Below are 18,901 nucleotides of genomic sequence, written 5' to 3'. Positions count from 1 at the left end.
ATTCTCAAATTCCCCGGAAATGACTCAGAAAGTCTCCCCAATCACTATTAGCCTGCTCGATTCTATTGAATTTGAGGAATATTAGCTTGACACTCCCCGCCCGATAAAGACGGGGAGCCTGATCCCACTAATTCCGGTCAGAAGCGTTGAAGCCTTGACTACAAGGGAATTAGAGATATTCAGCAACATCACGCGATCGCAAGCTTGTCACAGGGTTGTGACAAGCCTGTCACAGGTAGGGATTATGCTGATATAGAGGAGTTGAGATTCCTTTCGATAATGAACGACATAGCCTTCCAAGTCACCTTGGAAGGCTTTCCTATCACCATAATATTAATTTATTATTATAATTATACCACCTTATATTAGAGAAGCAAATTGTGGATTGTAGAATCCTGAAATCATCCCCACAATCGAGAAAACAGCACTAAAAAAGCCCCCTACAACCGCAGGAGACTTTTTCACTATCCAATTTTCCAATAATTGTTGATTACAGTTTCGTCCCACAAACTGGGCAGAAATGATTCGTAGTCTGATTCTGAGTACCACAGTTACTGCAATCGACTACCTCGGCTATCTGTTCCGGCTGACTGCGTTCTGGCAATCCAATCATTTGTGCATTACTCTTACCCGGTGCAACCATCGGATAACAATTCTCATTCTTGGTGACGTGGACATCCAGCAAAACCGGACCATCGTATGCTAACATTTGAGCGATCGCGTCCTTGAGTTCGTCTCGATGCTTCACCACCATGCCCTTGATCCCATAAGCTTGAGCCAGGACAGCAAAATCCGGCATTCCTATTTCCATATTCGAGGACGAATACCGCTGTCCATAAAACGCCTCTTGCCACTGGCGCACCATTCCTTGCCAGCCGTTGTTAATGATCACAGTCTTGACATTAATGCCATACTGTGCTATCGTCCCAAGCTCCTGAATATTCATTTGTACCGAAGCATCGCCCGCCACACAAACCACTTGCTGATCGGGTAGAGCAACCTTCACTCCCATAGCAGCGGGGACACCATAGCCCATCGTGCCTAAACCCGCACTGGAAATCCAACGGCGTGGTCCCGTCTTCAGAAATTGTGCTGCCCACATCTGATGTTGACCCACATCCGTGGTGTAATAGGCATCAGGGGCTTGGCGATCCAACTCCACAATCACCGCTTGAGGCGAAATACTATCTGGATACTGCGGCGCTTCCAAAGGATAATCTTGACGCCAACGCTGAATCCGGTTAAGCCATGGCTGAGTCTGGTTAGGTTCAGCCGAAATTCCCTGTTCCTGATAGCGCCGTAATAACTCAGCCAAAACCTGCTGCACATCGCCCACAATCGGGACTTGAGGGGCGCGGTTTTTGCCCACTTCCGCCGGGTCAATATCGATATGAATCACCTTAGCATGGCAAGCAAACTGATCCAGCTTACCGGTGACGCGATCATCGAACCGCGCACCGACGGCAATCAATAAATCACATTCACTCACGGCAAAGTTAGCATAAGCCGTGCCATGCATACCCAACATCCCCACAGACAACGGATGGGATTCATCAAATGCCCCTTTCCCCATCAGCGTCGTCGTGACGGGAATTTGGAATGTTTCTGCCAATTGCTTAACTTGATCATGGGCATTGGCAGTAATCGCACCACCCCCGATATAAAGTAAAGGTTGCTGGGACTCTCGGATCAGATGCAATGCCTGATTAATTTGCCGGGGATTTCCCTTAACCGTAGGACGATACCCCGTCAACTTAACCATACCTGGGTCAACCGGGGTATAGTCAAATTCTTCTAAGCCTACATCCTTGGGTATATCAATTAAAACCGGACCTGGACGACCAGTATTGGCAATATGGAACGCTTCGGCTACAATCCATGCCATATCACGGGGGTCACGCACCACATAAGAATGCTTCACAATCGGCAGTGTAATGCCAAAAATATCTGTTTCTTGGAACGCATCCGAACCAATCGCCGCCCGTGCCACCTGTCCGGTAATCACCACCAAGGGAATCGAGTCCATGTGGGCGGTAGCAATCCCCGTCACCAGGTTTGTCGCCCCAGGACCCGATGTGCCAAAACAGACACCCACTTTTCCTGTCGCCCGAGCATACCCATCAGCCGCGTGGGCAGCACCTTGTTCATGGCGAACTAGGATATGCTGAATTTCCCCTCGTTCTTCCCACTGATACAATTCATCGTAAATCGGTAGGATCGCACCACCGGGATAGCCAAAAATATGGTCAACCCCATGACGCTTCAGACTGTCCATCAGGGCGTAAGCACCTGTGCGACGAGTAACGGTTTTTTGTTTGACTTCTTTTTTAGAGATACTTTGGTAACGCACCAGATACCCTCACTATAATGATTAACGCTTTTTCTATGAGTTTTGTATATCCTGACAATAGGTTCACCCGACCTATGGTAGATCTTAATCGAGGAAGTAACCTATGAGTGTAAAACAAATTTAGGATCACTGTCTAGTCATTGGTCATTGGGCGAAGCATTCGCGTTGAAATTTGAATAGAAAACCGATAGATTCGGGCGCGAATGCTTCGCCCCTACGAATGCATCTGCTCCCCCTGCTCCCCCAGCTAATGACTCGATTCAATCCCCCTCTGATGTAACTGCTGCATGAAAAATTCCTCTAGAGAGGAACGTGCTAGGGTGATCTCAATTAATTGCGCCCCCATCAGGCGCAGACTGGCAATAAATTCTTGGGGTTCACCTTTGAGTTCACCGTACCAGCTATCTTCCTCGAATGCCAGTTCTTTAACCCAGCGTTGGAGAATGTCGATGTTACCGCCTTTGCCGCGAACCTGGTAATGAGTCGCCACACCCAAGAGTTCATCCAGAGTGCCCATACAAATTAACTCTCCCTCCGCCAGAATCGCCACGCGATCGCAAATCTTCTCGACATCGGATAAAACATGGCTATTGAAGAAAATGGTTTTACCTTGCTCCTTAAGTGAGAGAATAATTTCCCGGATCTGATAGCGTCCCATGGGATCAAGTCCCGACATCGGCTCATCCAGAAATACCACATCAGGGTCATTAATCAGGGCTTGTGCCATGCCGACGCGCTGGAGCATTCCCTTAGAATACTGTCGCAACTGCTTTTTTTTCGCCGCCGACTTCGATAATCCGACTAATTCCAGCAATTGGGGAATGCGTTGACGTTGACGACTTTTGGGGATTTGAAACAATCCGGCGGTCAGTTGCAAGAATTCCCAGCCTGTCAGATAGTCGTAGAAATAGGGGTTTTCCGGCAAATAACCGATTCGCTGCTTCACCTGGCGATCGCCAATCGGTTTTCCCATCAGCCAACCCCGTCCAGAGGTGGGACGGACAATGCCGAGTAAAATTTTCAATAGCGTCGTTTTCCCTGCCCCATTAGGACCGAGCAAGCCAAATGTCTCTCCCGGCTCAACTGAGAGAGAGCAACTTTTAAGTGATTCAATTTTTTGATTCAGCCAAAAGCCAGTGCGATAAACTTTCCTTAGCTCAGAAGTCGCGACGACTGGACTCTGGTCAAGGGTAGTCAATGCCCCTGGCAAATCAGCAGTCGAATCCATTCGCTGTTAATTAAATAATTGACAGTTCTACAATTTATAACACTATCAGTATATTGCTGTTTCTGGTACACAGCGTAAGCATTAATTGAATGTTTGCTCCCCCAGCTCCCCCTGCTCCCCCAGCTCCCCCTGCTCCCCCCTACTCCCTTACCGACGCATTGCCGTTGACTGACTCTGAGAATGTTGGGCGACTTGCTCGGCAACTTTGGGATCATACAGGCGTAAATAATTCCAATAGTTACCAAACACCTGCTTTACATAGTCTCTGGTTTCATCAAAGGGAATGGATTCGACAAACTCATCAGGATCGCCAGCGCTTTCTTGTCGCAGCCATTTTGCCAAATTCCCTTGACCGGCGTTGTAACTTGCGATCGCAAGTAAGGAGTTGTCGTTGTAAGATTGGTGAACTTGTCGCAGAAACCAGGTTCCCAGTTTAATGTTATCGTCTGGATTTTCCAGAGAATAATCCTCCATATCAATATTTTCTGCCGCCCACGCCCCGGTACTGGGCATCATCTGCATTAAACCCACAGCACCAGCGCCCGAACGAATATCGGGTTCAAAGCGAGATTCTTGGCGAATCAGGGCAGTCACTAATAGAGGATTGAGTTCACGCTTTTGGGAATAGGTGGCAATCTCGTCTGAGAAAGGAAATGGGTAGAGCGCTTGCCAGTAGGTGAATTTTTCCCGCAAGTCTTGGTACTGAGCTTGTTCTTCGGGGGTATCCCGATCTTCTAAGCTGGCAATGGTAGCAATGCCGCTCAGGTAATCTCCTATCCCCAACTGCACCAAGCCATCGGTAAACTGCTCGGCGACGGTGGGTTCTAGGCGATTTTGGAATTCGGCTCTCCAAAGCATCCAAGCATCTTGGTCAGACCCGAGTAAATAGAGTTCCTTGAGAGCGGGTGAACCCCCAGGTAGTAAGGGTCGGGTTTTCGGCAGAACCAGTTTCGGATCAAGTTGACGGACTGTTTTAAAGTCGCCCACATCCCAACCTAGCTGTACAGCAGAGCGCCACGCATAGTAAGACTGGGGGTGATTGGTAATCACCTGCTCGAATGCGGTTTGGGCATCCTGTCGGCGTCCCAATTCCCTTGCCCATTTGCCCACCCAAAAGCCAGCCTGACGTGCCAGGAAGCGATGAGGATTTTCCGTGGTAATTGGTTTTGCCCATTCCCAAGCTGCCTCTACATTGCCAGATTTAGCGTGCAACCGCGCGACTTGCCAGCGGTAGGCGGCGGCGGCGTCGGAATCGCCATGGTCATCGATCAATTGTTTTCGGGCTTGCTCGGCGGCTTTATAACTACCTAGGCGTTCCAGGGTTTCAGCTTTAACCAAAAGGGCTTCACCTGCGCGTTCGGGGAAGCGCTCAACGACTTCGTCCAGATAGGGAACTGCCTCAATATCCGGTTCCAGTTGCGCCAGTTCAATCAGGGCGGCGGGTGTTTCCTTGGCGTCGGGAAAATCACGCACCATCTGTTTGTATGCCTGTTTCGCTTCCGCGTACTTCTGGGCGAATTTGAGGGCTCTGGCTACTAAATAGGCATTTTGGGAAGTCTTGGCAGCTTTGGCATAAGCCGCACTGGCTTGCCCATATTTCCGGTCTCGCCAGTAGCCCACCGCGATCATTTGCCAGTCATCGGGTTTAATTAGGGGTTGATCATCGGAGTCAACTGCTCTACTGTAGTTTCCCACCAATTGGTCTAGGATAGGCGTGATATCTGAAGTGACCTCTGGGGTGTCAAAGGCATAGCGAGCCAAAAGCAGCATCAACTCAGGCTGATCTGGATTGTCTTGGAGACGCTGCTGTGCTAATTCTAGAATCAGCGGATGAGACGGATAGTTAGCGATTGCCTTGTCCCAGTATTTGGGATCGTCGGCGGGTGGTTCATAAATCTGCTGGATTTTCTCCAGCCAACCCAGATTGGCGGACAAAGATTTAATCTCGTCGTCCTGATAGGTTGAATCTTGGGAGAAAAGAGCATAAAGAGCATAAGCCGCAACGGGCTGATCCGCATAGCGTTGCAGCAGGTTTTGCCATTCGGTTAAGGCTTTGATTTTCTCGCCCATCAGTTCGTAAGCTTGGGCGCGTTTAACTGCAATATAGCCGCCGAGTACAGGATAGTCCAACTCCAAGCCCTCTAACCAACGCAGCGCCTCCTTGCCCTTGCCTTGCTCAATTAAATCCCCTGCCAAAAGATAACGCGCACGAGACCTATCGATGGAACGATTTCCTTGTGCGATCGCTTCGAGTTTACCTCGGCGCTGGTTCGCACTCCAGGACGCGAGTCGCAAAACCGCTGTGTTACTCTGTTTTTCTGGGCTAAAGGAGTTATGCTCCACAAAAGGCAGCCAGATGGTCAATTGACCAAGACCCCTGGTATACTCACCTCCTATAAGCGTTCCTCCCCAGATGAGAGCAACGAGTCCGACTCCAGCGACTAGAGCGATTTGTCGTCTTCGTTGTTTTTGCCTTGAACGGCTGTGGGGGGCGAAAATCTCGCGTCTTTTTCTCATAGAACCTCCTGCTGACGCACATCTATCTTAGATCTGGGTGAAGATCACAGAACACGATGGCATTGCCCGGTTTGACTGTTAGTTGGATGGATTGATCCCGTGGGAAATTTTCCCGAACCGTTTCTGGATGGGGGTTAGCGTTTTGGTCGTTTTTTCAGACCCAATCGTCGAACGATATACTGACGCTGCACCCGATCAAATTTGGTTTTCCTTGTGATCTTCCATTCTTCAATATAAGCGCCCACCAGACAAGCCCCAATTAAATCCGTCCCATCTAAATTTGTGTTTTTCAGCTTCGCCCCCTTTAAGTTAGCCGACTGCAAATTGGCATAGCTGAGATCGCTATTGACGAAACTCGCCGCCACTAAATTAGCCCCCCGCAGATTCGTTTCGGGCAAGCAAAGATTGTCGAAGTTTTTTTCCTGTCCTTCACCTGTAACGACTAATTGCCGGATTTTCGGGTGTTCCAAATAGGTTGTTCCCACGCGGGAGAGTTCGAGTTTTTTGGCTTGAAACCAGCAGGTGCGCGTCACCTTCGCTTGTCTAAAATTTGTGCTTTTGAGCAGCGCTTGGGTGAAATCCGCTTCCGTTAAATCGGCACCCTGAAAATTTGTCCCCCCAATCGCGGCAAAGGCAACTGCAATCCGACGAATGAAAGCATAGTTTTTATCCCCAATTAAGGCTCGCCAGCTTACATAGGCAGAAAGTCCAGCCACGCCTACCGCCACAATCACCGCCACCGTTGCGGCGCTGGTTGCTGCTGCCACAGGTGCCCCAGCCGTAACCACGACTACAGAACCGGCGGCGGCGACAACACCCGCTCCAGCCGCGACGACTGCCACAGCGCTAGCAGCGGCGACAGCACCGGCTGCTGCTCCTGCTGCCACGACTGCCATCGCCATAGCCGCCGCGACTGCTCCAGCACTGGCAGCTACTACGGTTACGGCAACCGCTGTAGCTCCGGTTAGAACTGCCACCATTGCCGCCACCACAATTGCCACAACCCAAACCCCTAACGCCATAATCAACCCTTGGCGAATCGTCATGCTCACAAAAACACCCAAAGCGATGAGAATAAACACACCGGCTAAGATTTCGATTAGGTTCTGACTAATCAGCGCAGCGCCAGTGATCACACCCGCCAAGGCGGAAATAAAACCAGATAGCGTCGATAGAAATAAAGCCACCAGCAAGAGAATTGTTGCCCAATGTTGCTGCAATCCCGCTTGGCAATAGCTAAAATTTGCCCCCGTCAGGATAGCATTGGTAAAGTCTGTGCCTCGGATGTCGGCATGGCTGAAGTTAGCACCGGCTAAGTCAGTTCTACCTCGAAACGAGCGACCTTGCAGGTTTTGACCGGAGTAGTCCTGAGCCATTATAACCTCCGAACGGATGGGGCAACTATAAGACAATGGGCGTTGGCGGCACTTGAAAATTGCATTCAGCAACGGTTCGACTTGACCAACTCTTATGCTGTAGAATAAAGCATTTGGTGGAACAATTGAACTAGAATAGCGACGGCATATTCTCTTAGAGTAAATGCCAGATGGTGTCACCCACAACGTTTCCGGCTTCCTGTTTTTCCCTCTTCCCCAATCACCTCTTCCCCATTTATCAATGAATCGTTCAAAAATTGTGGCAATTATTACTGGAGCCATTTCCATACTTCTGGCACTGGCATACCTTCTTTTGGTTCAGCTTTTGGACTTTCGCGGCGAAATGATTCCCGCCCCGGTAAGTCAGTTACCACAGGGCGTTCAGGTGATGAATTATGAATTAAAAATTATGAATTTTCTGTTTCCAATTTCATGTTCTCTGACAAATGACGAATGACAAATGACAAATGACAAATGACGACTCTAATGTAAGATGTGCCTTCGGGTATATTTTATGGCGAAGACAGTGTCCCTACGAACCCCAATCATCGGGATTAGAGTCCACTTTTGAGGTATCTTTCAGGGGGATAACCACTCGTGCGATCGCGTCTTGAATAAATGCTTTAATAAATTCATCCCGACGGTTAAGCTGAAATTGCTGCTGCACAACTTCTGTCATCCCCCCATCACCCCAGTCTTGATCATGACGAAAGTATTCAATAAAACTCTTCCCAGCAATTCGGATTAAATACGCCGCCGTTACCCCTTGAATGGCTTTCCCAACTAAATAAGTAGCGATGTGAAATTGTAGCGCCCTTGACAAAATTTGTATTGCCCCTTGAACAATTCCCAAACTGGCTAAGGTTTTCCCCAGAGACAGCGCCAATTCTCTCCCCCGTTCCATATTCAAATCACAGCCGTAAATTCTACCAATTTCGACCACCATCTGAGCGTTAACCGCCGCCGTTGCTAATAAATCAACCACAGGTAACGGCGTAACCGCAATCACTCCAGCGCCAATCCACTGAAACCGTTCCACCACTTTCTCCGCCTGTCGCCGCCGTTGGTGATCGATTAGACGACGGGCGTCTTCGCCTAAACGCTGAGACTGGAGTAAAATATTATCCGCAATCAAATCTTGTCCTTCAGCCCTTAGTACCGCAGCCAGACGGCGGATTAAGGGTATGATATCAGGGTCAGGTTGGAAGTCTTCCCCATTTTCTAATCGTACAGGTTGGGGATTGGCAGCAATGGCTACCACATCTGAAGCGGCAATAAACCCGCGCACCTGATGGCGTAACCGTGCCAGAATCGTTTCTTTATCAGTATCAGTATAGAGATCCACTTTATTCAGAACCAACAGCGATCGCTTACCAATATCAGCTAGACGACGTAACGGTTCATATTCCGACTGTCGCAAATCATTATCCACCACAAATAATAATAAATCGGCTTCCGTGGCAAGCTGTCGCGCCAGTTGTTCCCGTTGGGTACCCACCACACCCGCTTCTAAAATACCCGGTGTATCGGTAATCAAAATCTGCCGTTCTAATCCCTTCAACTCTAGAGTATAAGTCTGCCCCTGATCCGTGGTTCCCATCGGTGCCCCCACTTGACCCACCATCTGCCCAATGAGAGCATTAACCAGGGACGTTTTCCCCGATGAACCCGTGCCAAAGATAACAACCAACAGTTCCCCACGGGCTAACGTCGCTTCAATCTCACGAGATCGACTCAACAGGGCTTGCTGGGCTACCTCATCTTGAATTTTCTGCACCTGCTGTCGCACTGCTTTTAGCGTTTCAGAAGCCGCTTCCGTTTTCTCCTGCGGTACTTTTGGCGTAGGGCGACGCCTGCGGGATGACGATTTGGGGCGGCTGAATGTCCAGACGTAGTAGACAAACGTGGCAATTAACAGAACAAGTAGAATAATCAGCAATAAAACCAGCAAATTTGCCAGTAGAGGCGAATTTAACGACCAATAGAGTCGATTAATCGAATCAATCAACCACAGGATTAGCCCCAGAATAATACTGAGACCGATAATGAGCGTCAGTAGGCGGGGTAGGGGCATAATGTTTTAGGAAGGCAGAGGGTTTGTCAGAAGGCAGATGGCAGAATAAAAATAGCTAGGATGCCAAGGAGAAGTTAAACCGCCTTGGGTTGCAACCCAAGGAACCAAAAGCTTGCATTCTTCTCACATAGGACTGCATCCCTAGTTTTAGTCCATTTTAATAGACTTAAGCTTTTAGCGAAGGACTTGAGTTCTTTGTGGGTGTGGGCTTACTTACAAAAGATATATCGTAGGGTGGGCAATGCCCACCAGCCTTAAGTCAGTTCTATTCGACTTAAGCTTTTAGCGAAGGACTTGAGTTCTTGGTGGGTGTCAGGGCTTACTTATAAAAGTGCAAGATAAGTGAGATCTGGCAGTACTTGATCATAAATCTCAAATTACCCTGTGCTGAGCAAGAGCAACGAACTATACTTAATGGATGATGCTTACACCCAGAAACTGTAGGGGCGCCTCGTCTTGCGCCGGAAAATGTAAGTAAGCCTCAGTTATCTACGACGAAGAACTCAAGCCTAGAGTAGAGGCATGACATGTCGTCCCCCTACAGATGGTGTAAAACTATTATCTATAGAGACATTCTTTACAGCCAAAAAACGATGAGTTTATTCAATCAAATTCTCGGTGCGATTAATAACCCCTCTCAGGAAGCCAGTTCCGGTCAATTAGCGGGCATTCTCAGTACCGTGCAAAACCTCAGCCAAAGTGCCAATGCTGACCCCTCCACAATTCAATCAGTTTTATCCATAGTTGGCAAATATGCCCGTCCAGCGTTGCAACAAAAGCGAGAAGCTGAAGGAGAACAGGGGACGCAATCTTTTATCAACCAATTCAGTGGTACAGGTGCTAGCAATCAAGCGGTCAATTTACTCTTTAGTACACCGCAAATCCAACAGTTAGTAAAGGAAGCCGAACAACGGACAGGACTCAATGCTGCAACCATTCAATCCCTGTTACCCATGCTAGTTCCCTTGGTGCTGAATTTACTCAAAACTGGCACAAGCACTCAAAATCCAGAAGGATCGAACCCTGTGCTGAACTCATTCCTCGATACAGATGGTGATGGCGATGTGGATATTGCTGATGCGATGCAAATGGCATCCCGTTATTTGAATCCTTGATCGTCATTTGTTTGTAGTAAGCACTTTAGTGCCTTAAAATGAATAGCACTCTCAGATGAGGCTGGTGGGCATTGCCCACCCTACGATCTATCAAAGGTTCGGCGCTCCAAAAATGCAAATTTTCAGTACCATTCGCCTTAAAATGCTTGATTTACCTGACGATGAACAGGCTCATACAAGTCCGATACTAGCGGACATGATATTACAGGTGTTTCGGGCGCAAGGATGGTATCCCTACAATGCTAATCCATCTTGTTTAGGTGTGCCACGCCAGTAGGGACGTTGCTGGCAATGTCTCTACTTTTTTCATCAGTCAAAAGATGTAATATGCTTATATTAAAAAGGGAAACTCTACACTTACATTCCATCGCCGACCATCGTGAAGTAATAACGTAAGATGAGATGCCAAAAACTCAAATTGTAACGGTTGGTTCTCAAATTCAATCCACGCCTTGCGGAAATTCTGCCGCTTCAAATCACGAAAAGCAACAGTGACATGAGGCGAGAAGGGACGATTTTTAGAACGCTCATGAACGATACCGAGGGATTCTTCTAGATATTCCATTAAATCCTTTTGAATCGCGATCAGTTCTGGCGTTTTCAGAACGTTGACGTAAATAACACGAGGTTTAAACGCCCCAAACCCTTGCAGGATAATGGAGACAGGTATCCTAGTTTTAGCAAAGGTTTTTAGAGATTCTTCGAGAACAGGTACGGCATCGGTTTCCCATGCAAAAGGGGGTTGCAGCGTAATATGGGGTGGCGATTTGAGGGCGGCTTTACTCTGGTAAACGTCAGCACAATGTTGCTTAATCTCCATAATCGAGTCTTGAATGGTTTGAGGAGGAAGCAGGGCAATAAAAAAGACTTTTTTCATATTAAGTAAGAAAAATAGGTTTTCATAGGAGCAGTTTTAGGGATTAATATTTGTTGTTTTTCCTAACTTGGCAATAACCCCGGATCTCTCACCCCAATTGCCCAAAGGTTTATACAACCTGGATTGACCGTAGAAAAAGGCTGGCAACACTCTGTCAAAATTCTGGGGTAGTCTAAAAATGGTAGAAACCCGATGTAGGCAAAGGTTTTGAGGAATAAAATTGTCAAACGTGTGAGACATTGGGGTTAAACTATGACAAAATGATATAATCCGCATTTTTGGGTTGATAGACTACAGCAAAAAGCAGAAGGCATCAAAGAGCTTGAGGTTTCTTGACCCATCAAATCCTTGATCAATTATTTATTTGGAGGAGATCCGACATGACTACAACACCAGATCAAACGGCAGAGGCACGCAACCGCGTGATTGAATCTGCCCGTCGATTAGGGGTTGAACTCAATGAACAAGAATTGAAAAGATGGATGAACTCCATCACCGAAGCCACAGGAGACAGCGATATTACCGTTGATCAAAATACGGGGGTTTTTGGTCACAAGGTCAGTATGTTGGATTTTGACCCCAAAGATCTAGAGCGTTTTCGCACCATCGGCAGAATTGTAGAATTTGACGATATTCCTGGTGTTGTAGAAACCGCTTTGGCGCTATCAGGTTCAGCGGCTCAATCTAAGGTTCAAACTCACCCAGGGGACTGTGACTATTTTGAGCGGGTGAATATTATTGCCCCGACCCGGGCTGAAGCCTGCCAGATTCTCTCCCGAATTATGCGTGAGAAAACCATCAACAGCCGCTCAGGTGATAATTTTCAATTAGTTGAACTGAAATTTGGTAGCTATCCCCAAGATGTGATCCGCGATGAACATTCCTATCACAAAGGCTCACCTATCTCTTGGTCCCCTGATGACGTTGTAGCTGGGCAAATTGAAGTCAGCGACTTGCAAGGAAATCCGATGACCATCACTTGGGATTCGGTCGCCGACGATCCCGGTTGGTGTAAGCTGGACTGGGTGATTGCTGATCCGGTGCGCCGCCAATTGGCTAACGCCAGCAATATGTTGGATGTAACCTGGGAAGCTCCCGATGGTACAATCACGCCCTTAGACGGCTATCTAGACGGCTATTTCCAAGAGATTTACCTCGATGCTGAATCGGCTCCCATCTTTTCTAAACTGGTGAAACAGGTTTCGACTGATGTCATGGATGATTATGTGACGCAGTTGGAAAAAGAAGTTAAAAAATATTTTAAGCCGGATAATCCCAACTATGGCAAAGCGGCTAAACGGCTGTACAACATCTTCCGGCTGAATGGAAAATATGAGGAAGCTGCCTTCCTACGTGAACTGTTTGATGAACCTGCCGCATTACTGTATCAAGTTCACGCCTTGGTGCGAACGGTTCAAGACGCCATCGATCAAGGCACTGTGTTTGATATTGATCATATTCTTGATCAGACGGATGAACTGATTCTGTCAGTGATTAAGGTTTTGGAAGGGGAAGAGGAATTAGAAATTACCCGTCATCTCCTGCGTTTATCCCGCTGCATTAGTCGTCAGCAAGAAGGTGTTCCACTTAGTCCCCAAGTTGAGGCAGCACGAGCAGAGGTGATGCAAATTGTCAATAATTTCTTCTACGAAAAGATGATGGCACTACCGACAATTAAATCCTACATCGACGGTCTCCACGCTTAATTTGAACGACCGCCTATCGTTGTAAGTTGTTTTGCAGAAGATTGCAAAATAATTTTCCCTGTTGTATTGCATCATCGAGAGCAACATGAGTCAGGGGCATTTCCTCCAACCACTCAGGGGGTAGGTTTTTCTTCCCTGACTCACGATAATCTTGTTTGAGGAATGCCATCGCATAGGATCGGATGTCGAGTGCCGAATAGTTAAAAGGACTATCGCCGACAAACTTAATCAAATACCAGTAGACAAACATAAAGTCGAAGGCAGCAGGATAGCCAACAAAGATCGGTTCACCCGGTAATGCTTCTAGCCAAGCGTGATAGTTCTGCATCACCTGTTCGGGGGGTTGTGGGTTAACTCTGCTGGCTTCCCAAGCGGTTGGTTGTTGTGACCACCATTTCATGGTTTTGGGATGACCTTTTGCCCCTGGCAAGGTTTCCAGGTTGGCTGTAAAAGTTGCGATCAATTGTTTGTCTGCGCTGTAAGCTGCCGAGGCAATGCTGAGCATAGAATGAAGTCCGGGAATGGGACCATCGGATTCAATATCTGTGCTGACGTAGATTTCGATTGTCATCTATTTTCTGAGCCATTTGCTCCAACTGGAGTTACAGACATCAAATTAAACCGAATCGGCTGAGGGGCCAGAAACGGAAGCAAGCGTGACCAATAATATTAGGTTGAGGCAAGAATCCCCAAACGTGAGAATCGTTGCTATTATTGCGATTATCTCCCATGACAAATAACTGACCTTCCGGAACTCGCACGGGTGCCATCTGATAGTTCGGTGGTTCGGCAATGTAAACTTCTTCTAGTGGCTTCCTATTAATATAGACCTTGCCATCTTGAATTTGTACGATTTGACCAGGTGTAGCAACGATCCGTTTAATAAAGGCTTGGTCTTTTGTATACCCCTGCATTTGCAGTTGAGGTGGTGGATCAAAGACAATGATGTCTCCGCTTACTGGGGGTTTGAAGTGGTAGGAGATTTTTTCCACAACCACGCGATCGCCGATGGTCAATGTCGGTATCATCGAGTCTGAGGGAATGTAGCGCGGTTCGGCAATAAATACTCGAATCAACAGCGCTAGGGCGAGTGCGATCGCAATAATTTGTAGATTTTCCCGGACTTGTTGCCAAAACTTTGATCTCGGCGATATAGATTGGGTTGATTGCGCTGCTACCGTTGACTGATTTGGTTTATCCACAGGTTTTGAAATCCCTCCCTTAGCAGACTGATTTTTTACCGTTTTGTTTAAAGTCATACAGGTTTGTACTCAAAATCGCTGGCTGTCACTTCTTACCAGCCGCCACAAAACTTTTGGCTTTCAGTCAAGATAACACGCTCTCTAGGTCTTTGAGCGATGGGGGTACTGATTCGGGTAGCCTTCACGAGGCGATCGCGTTCTTGAACCTCGTCAGCTACCCTAATGGACACTCTCGTGCAGAAGCCTCTCATTTTTTTAATGATAGTGTAGTCCAGACATTCTACCTGCTTCCTTGGCTTCCAAGGAACAAAACACTCCCCTCTCGTGCCGTCTTTCCTCAAAACCATTCGCTGGTTTAAACTGGACTTTATAGTTTATTTGAATTTCAACTAACTCTACATTGTAATCTGAAAATTTACTAGTAAATCAGGATAATTTTGTGCTTTTGTATTTATCAAAATTTTTATTTAATAAAAAAACTCGCCAATTACGATAATAGCTGCCATTGTCGTAATTGCATCATTGGTAGCAACCAGCCAAGAACTCAAGTTCTCAGCTAATAGCTTAAGTCGGTTAAAACCGACTAATGGATTCCCCCTTTTTAAAGGAAGAGGGGGATCTAAAAAGGGGACGGTAGGGGAATCTGAAGTGGGACGGTAGGGGAATCCAGAAAGGACAAATAACATAAGAATAAATTTTTGCGCTAGCGTGAGAAGAGAAACATCTATTGGTTCTGTTCCCTGTGCTGCTAGATAAACGTCCTATTCTATTTACAGGTTTCGTAGCTTGCCTAGTGGGTGTCTTGACCGCCTGCGCCAATAGTCCCACAGGTCAATCCTTAGAACGTTCCTTAGCCGTAGACCCCAACCTAGAGGATAATGCCTCAATTTTGGGCAGTCAGACTAATGGGCAAACCTCTTCGGCGCAACTGCCAGAAGATTTCCCTACCGTAATTCCCCGCTATCCCGATGCACAATTACAGAACGTTGAACCCCTAACTCGTTCAGATGCCCAAGGTCAACTTACCATCTGGTCATCCACTGACCCTAGTAATGAGATTCAGGCATTTTACCGCAGGGCATTTGAATCAGACAGTTGGCAGGTCATTTCTGAACCGAATCAGGAAGGGACGAATTCCTTTGTTGTGCGTCGGAATGATTTACAAGTCAGGATTTCTATTCCTCCGGATACTGCCATTAACGATACGCAAGAAACCCCAACCGAGGCAGAGACTGACCAAAATACCACAGAATTTGAGATTCAGTACATCCGCCGCAGTACCGAGACAGCCGCAGCATCCTCAGAGGCTTCAGAATCTTCAGAGAAAGTAACAGAGACGCCTCAATCCGTTGACTCGGTATCTGGTGAAAACCAGAACTTCACTGATTTCGATAACGTTCCCTCAGGATTGCGTCAGTATGTAGAAGACTTAGCCGCCTTAGGTGTTCTCACGTCTGACCCTTCTAGTGCTAACAATAAATCAGAGGATAGTGGTACATCATTTGCAGCCAACAAAATCATTACCCGCCGTCAGTATGCCCGTTGGCTCATTAATACCAATAATCGGATTTATGCGAATAGTCCGGGAAAACAAATCCGTTTAGCATCAGAAACAACTCAACCTGCATTCCAAGATGTGCCAGCCAGTGACCCTGATTTTGGCGCCATTCAGGGATTAGCGGAAGCGGGGTTAATTCCTAGTCCTTTGAGTGGTAATTCTACAGAAGTTCTTTTCCGCCCTGATGCACCCTTAACGCGAGAAAATCTAATTTTATGGAAAGTCCCGTTAGATATTCGTCAGGGGTTACCGTCAGCATCTCTGGATGCAGTGCAGCAAACCTGGGGATTCCAAGATGCTAGCAAGATTGACCCGAAGGCGTTGCGGGCAGTTTTGGCAGATTTTCAAAATGGGGAACAATCGATTATCCGTCGCGTTTTTGGGTACACTACTCTTTTGCAACCGAAAAAGCCAGTCACGCAAGCGGAAGCCGCCGCCACCCTTTGGTATTTTGGTTCTCAGGGTGAGGGAATATCGGCTAGTGAGGTTCTCCAACAATCGAACTAGAAAGAATTTTGACTCAGATCTGACACTTGTCGCATTACTCAGCCTTGGGTTTAAACCCAAGGCTGAAAGCTTAAGTCGCCTAAAGACGACTGGATAGGATTTAAGTCCATTTTAGAGTTTAACTATACCCAACCAGAACAGATTGACTAAATGGAATATTATAATGGTTCGTCTGTAGGGGTTCTTTTCACTATTATCATTTCGGGTTTACCCAGATGCGACTAAACCCGCCCCGACTTGGTGGCATGACACGGCTAAAATGGTGGAATAGGTTGTAGGTTGGGAAAACGCAAGGAAACCCAACGGAATTTAGGCTAAAGCCCTTACTACAAACTCAATCTTATCCGTCAACGATTCAGGAAAATGGGTTAAAAGTTTGAGTTTACCCATGAGGAAACCAATTGCTCAAGCAGCAATTATAACCCTACAAATATTTTAGTATAAATCATCAAACAAAAACTGGAGAATATATTACCTACCTGCGGGTCATTTTCTCTAATTTTTCCGTCACCGCTAACTGAACTAAAGAATACAACAAAATGATCAACCAAAACCCCGACAATGTAAACGCGGCAATTGCCCAACCCGTATGCGGCACCAATAACAAAACCGTCCCCGCCAATAATGCAAACCCAGTCAAACAGGCATAAATCAAACTCTTAATCGCCAAATGAATTCGTTGTAAGGCGCGATCGCTCTCCAGGGAACGCACCCTCACTTGTAGTTCCCCTTGCTCGATTCGGGCTTCTAGGCGGCGAATTAACAGTTCCGTAGAACTGGGCTTATTTAACCGATATTTAATAAAATCCCTGGCTTGTCTTGCCAGTTCTTTAACCACGTCTCCCCGCCCTTTAGCAACCGTTAGGTTTTTCACAAAAGGTTGACTAGCGGCTAATAAATTATATTCGGGATTTAAGGCACGAGCAATCCCATCCAGTGTGGTTAACGATTTTAAAATAAACGTCATTTGTGCGGGCAAGCGAAAGGGTTGCTGCTCAAACATCAAATACAATTCATTACCCAATGCCTCAAATTCTCGCACATCGATTGGCTTTTCCCGAAACCGTTCTAAAATAAAGGCGACTAAGCGTTTAACCGGGGTCATATCCGGTTGTCGTTCAATTAACCCCATATATGTCAGAGTATCCACCACCTCATCCGTATCTTTCCGGAGAACAGCAAAAAAGGTCTTAATCATTTGGTCTCTGGCAATCGATTTTACCTCTGCCATCGTGCCAAAATCATAGAAAATAATACTGCCGTCCTGAGACACTGCCATATTCCCTGGATGCGGATCAGTCTGGAAAAAACCGTCTTCTAATAACTGTTTTAGATAACAACTAATTCCCCGTTGAATAATCTCATTAGTATTGATTTCGCAGGCTTCTAGGGTTTGGCGATCATCAATCTTGATACCGGGCATATATTCTAATGTGAGTATCTTCCTCGTCGTGTAGCGCCAATAAACCGTCGGCACCAGAATTCCCGGATAATTATTAAAATTTTCCCGAAACCGATCGGCATTTTTACCTTCTTGGATATAGTCTACTTCTTGATAGAGTAAATCAAAAAATTCACGATAAATGGCTTCAAGTTTATACTTTCTTACCCAAGGTAAATACCGATTAGCAAATCGCACCAATTCGTGTATTATTTTAAAATCTAAATTAAAAAGTCGTTCAATCCCCGGACGCTGCACCTTAACCACCACATCTTCCCCAGTATGCAGCCGTGCTTTGTGAACTTGACCCAAACTAGCCGCTGCCAGGGGAAAAGGGTCAAACTCCCGATATAATGCATGAATAGACTGACCCAGTTCGGCTTCAATCACCGCGATCGCTTCCGCCCCACTAAATGCCGGAACCCGATCCTGTAAATGCCCCAATGCCTCTATGTATTCTAAGGGCAGTAAATCAGCACGAGTCGAGAGGGCTTGCCCAATTTTAATAAACGTTGGACCTAAATCTAGCAACGCCCCCACCAGCCATTGGGCGCGGCGATTTCGGTGATTGGGCGTATCATTGGCAATGGTTTTGTCCCACCACAAATAGAACATAAACTTCGCCGCCGACTGAAAAATGTCAATCTGGCGAGCGAGGGGCGAATAATTGCGTCGTTGCCAACGGGGTGGCTTGGGCGTAGCCTGGGTCAGCATTCTGCCTTTTGCATGTAATGAATGAGGAAACAGGAGCGAGAAACGATCGTTCTCCTCCTTAATACTGTAAGGTTTTATGGCAAAATGAGCTGCGTTATGCTTACGACTTACCTACATACCCTACTTCATCGGGTTAAGACCCAACCGTATCTCTACTTTCCTCAAAATGTTGTCCCCTGATTTGACAGGTTTATGACTATCTTCATTCACGCCAAGGAGCGAAGGACAAATGACAA

At 46.9% G+C, this 18,901-nt stretch carries 14 protein-coding genes; 5 read left to right on the top strand and 9 right to left on the bottom strand.

Translation table 11 applies throughout. The features are described from left to right. Positions 1-490 precede the first annotated feature (490 nt). The 4 genes from ilvB to ACLGGO_RS12645 form a co-directional block, all read right to left on the bottom strand. Positions 491-2,350 carry a biosynthetic-type acetolactate synthase large subunit gene (gene ilvB / locus ACLGGO_RS12660; RefSeq protein WP_446419579.1) on the bottom strand — a complete coding sequence of 620 codons (1,860 nt, stop codon included), beginning with the start codon at positions 2,348-2,350 and terminating at the stop codon, positions 491-493. Between the two features lie 247 nt (positions 2,351-2,597). Then, the gene (locus tag ACLGGO_RS12655; protein WP_446419578.1) at positions 2,598-3,578 is read right to left on the bottom strand and encodes an ABC transporter ATP-binding protein; all 981 of its coding nucleotides are present in this window, start codon (positions 3,576-3,578) and stop codon (positions 2,598-2,600) included. Between the two features lie 147 nt (positions 3,579-3,725). Continuing rightward, positions 3,726-6,095, bottom strand: a complete 2,370-nt coding sequence (locus tag ACLGGO_RS12650) for a transglycosylase SLT domain-containing protein (protein WP_446335696.1) — start codon at positions 6,093-6,095, stop codon at positions 3,726-3,728. A gap of 134 nt (positions 6,096-6,229) precedes the next feature. Further along, a complete protein-coding gene (locus tag ACLGGO_RS12645; RefSeq protein ID WP_446335697.1) occupies positions 6,230-7,471 on the bottom strand; it encodes a pentapeptide repeat-containing protein in 1,242 nt (413 codons plus the stop codon). A 241-nt stretch (positions 7,472-7,712) separates the two neighbouring features. Between ACLGGO_RS12645 and ACLGGO_RS12640 the strand changes: the two genes are divergently transcribed. Further along, positions 7,713-7,928, top strand: coding sequence for a hypothetical protein (locus tag ACLGGO_RS12640; protein ID WP_446419604.1), 216 nt, complete (start codon positions 7,713-7,715; stop codon positions 7,926-7,928). Between the two features lie 75 nt (positions 7,929-8,003). On the opposite strand, the gene ACLGGO_RS12635 is transcribed toward ACLGGO_RS12640, so the two are convergent. Continuing rightward, a complete protein-coding gene (locus ACLGGO_RS12635; RefSeq protein WP_446419577.1) occupies positions 8,004-9,545 on the bottom strand; it encodes a YcjF family protein in 1,542 nt (513 codons plus the stop codon). Positions 9,546-10,138: 593 nt separating this feature from the next. On the opposite strand from ACLGGO_RS12635, the gene ACLGGO_RS12630 reads away from it, so the two are divergent. Together ACLGGO_RS12630 and ACLGGO_RS12625 are read left to right on the top strand one after the other, a co-directional pair. Next, the gene (locus ACLGGO_RS12630; RefSeq protein WP_446335700.1) at positions 10,139-10,660 is read left to right on the top strand and encodes a DUF937 domain-containing protein; all 522 of its coding nucleotides are present in this window, start codon (positions 10,139-10,141) and stop codon (positions 10,658-10,660) included. Between the two features lie 112 nt (positions 10,661-10,772). Then, the gene (locus ACLGGO_RS12625; RefSeq protein ID WP_446335701.1) at positions 10,773-10,937 is read left to right on the top strand and encodes a hypothetical protein; all 165 of its coding nucleotides are present in this window, start codon (positions 10,773-10,775) and stop codon (positions 10,935-10,937) included. Between the two features lie 54 nt (positions 10,938-10,991). On the opposite strand, the gene ACLGGO_RS12620 is transcribed toward ACLGGO_RS12625, so the two are convergent. Next, complete coding sequence (locus tag ACLGGO_RS12620; RefSeq protein ID WP_446419576.1) at positions 10,992-11,537, bottom strand: 2'-5' RNA ligase family protein; 546 nt, start codon at positions 11,535-11,537, stop codon at positions 10,992-10,994. Positions 11,538-11,917: 380 nt separating this feature from the next. On the opposite strand from ACLGGO_RS12620, the gene ACLGGO_RS12615 reads away from it, so the two are divergent. Then, positions 11,918-13,243 (top strand): hypothetical protein, encoded by a 1,326-nt coding sequence (locus ACLGGO_RS12615; RefSeq protein WP_446419575.1) that lies wholly within the window; start codon positions 11,918-11,920, stop codon positions 13,241-13,243. A gap of 13 nt (positions 13,244-13,256) precedes the next feature. Here ACLGGO_RS12615 and ACLGGO_RS12610 read toward each other — a convergent pair whose 3' ends face one another. Together ACLGGO_RS12610 and lepB are read right to left on the bottom strand one after the other, a co-directional pair. Then, positions 13,257-13,814, bottom strand: coding sequence for a 3'-5' exoribonuclease domain-containing protein (locus tag ACLGGO_RS12610; protein WP_446335704.1), 558 nt, complete (start codon positions 13,812-13,814; stop codon positions 13,257-13,259). 40 nt (positions 13,815-13,854) lie between these two features. Further along, positions 13,855-14,502 (bottom strand): signal peptidase I, encoded by a 648-nt coding sequence (gene lepB, locus ACLGGO_RS12605; protein WP_446335705.1) that lies wholly within the window; start codon positions 14,500-14,502, stop codon positions 13,855-13,857. 670 nt (positions 14,503-15,172) lie between these two features. Here lepB and ACLGGO_RS12600 point away from each other — a divergent pair. Then, positions 15,173-16,510 (top strand): S-layer homology domain-containing protein, encoded by a 1,338-nt coding sequence (locus ACLGGO_RS12600; protein WP_446335706.1) that lies wholly within the window; start codon positions 15,173-15,175, stop codon positions 16,508-16,510. 475 nt (positions 16,511-16,985) lie between these two features. Here ACLGGO_RS12600 and ACLGGO_RS12595 read toward each other — a convergent pair whose 3' ends face one another. Next, positions 16,986-18,665, bottom strand: a complete 1,680-nt coding sequence (locus tag ACLGGO_RS12595) for an ABC1 kinase family protein (RefSeq protein WP_446335707.1) — start codon at positions 18,663-18,665, stop codon at positions 16,986-16,988. Positions 18,666-18,901 lie beyond the last annotated feature (236 nt).

It is taken from the genome of Coleofasciculus sp. (assembly GCF_046565525.1).
Lineage (GTDB): Bacteria > Cyanobacteriota > Cyanobacteriia > Cyanobacteriales > Coleofasciculaceae > Coleofasciculus.
This window is presented reverse-complemented; position numbering and strand designations above follow the sequence as displayed.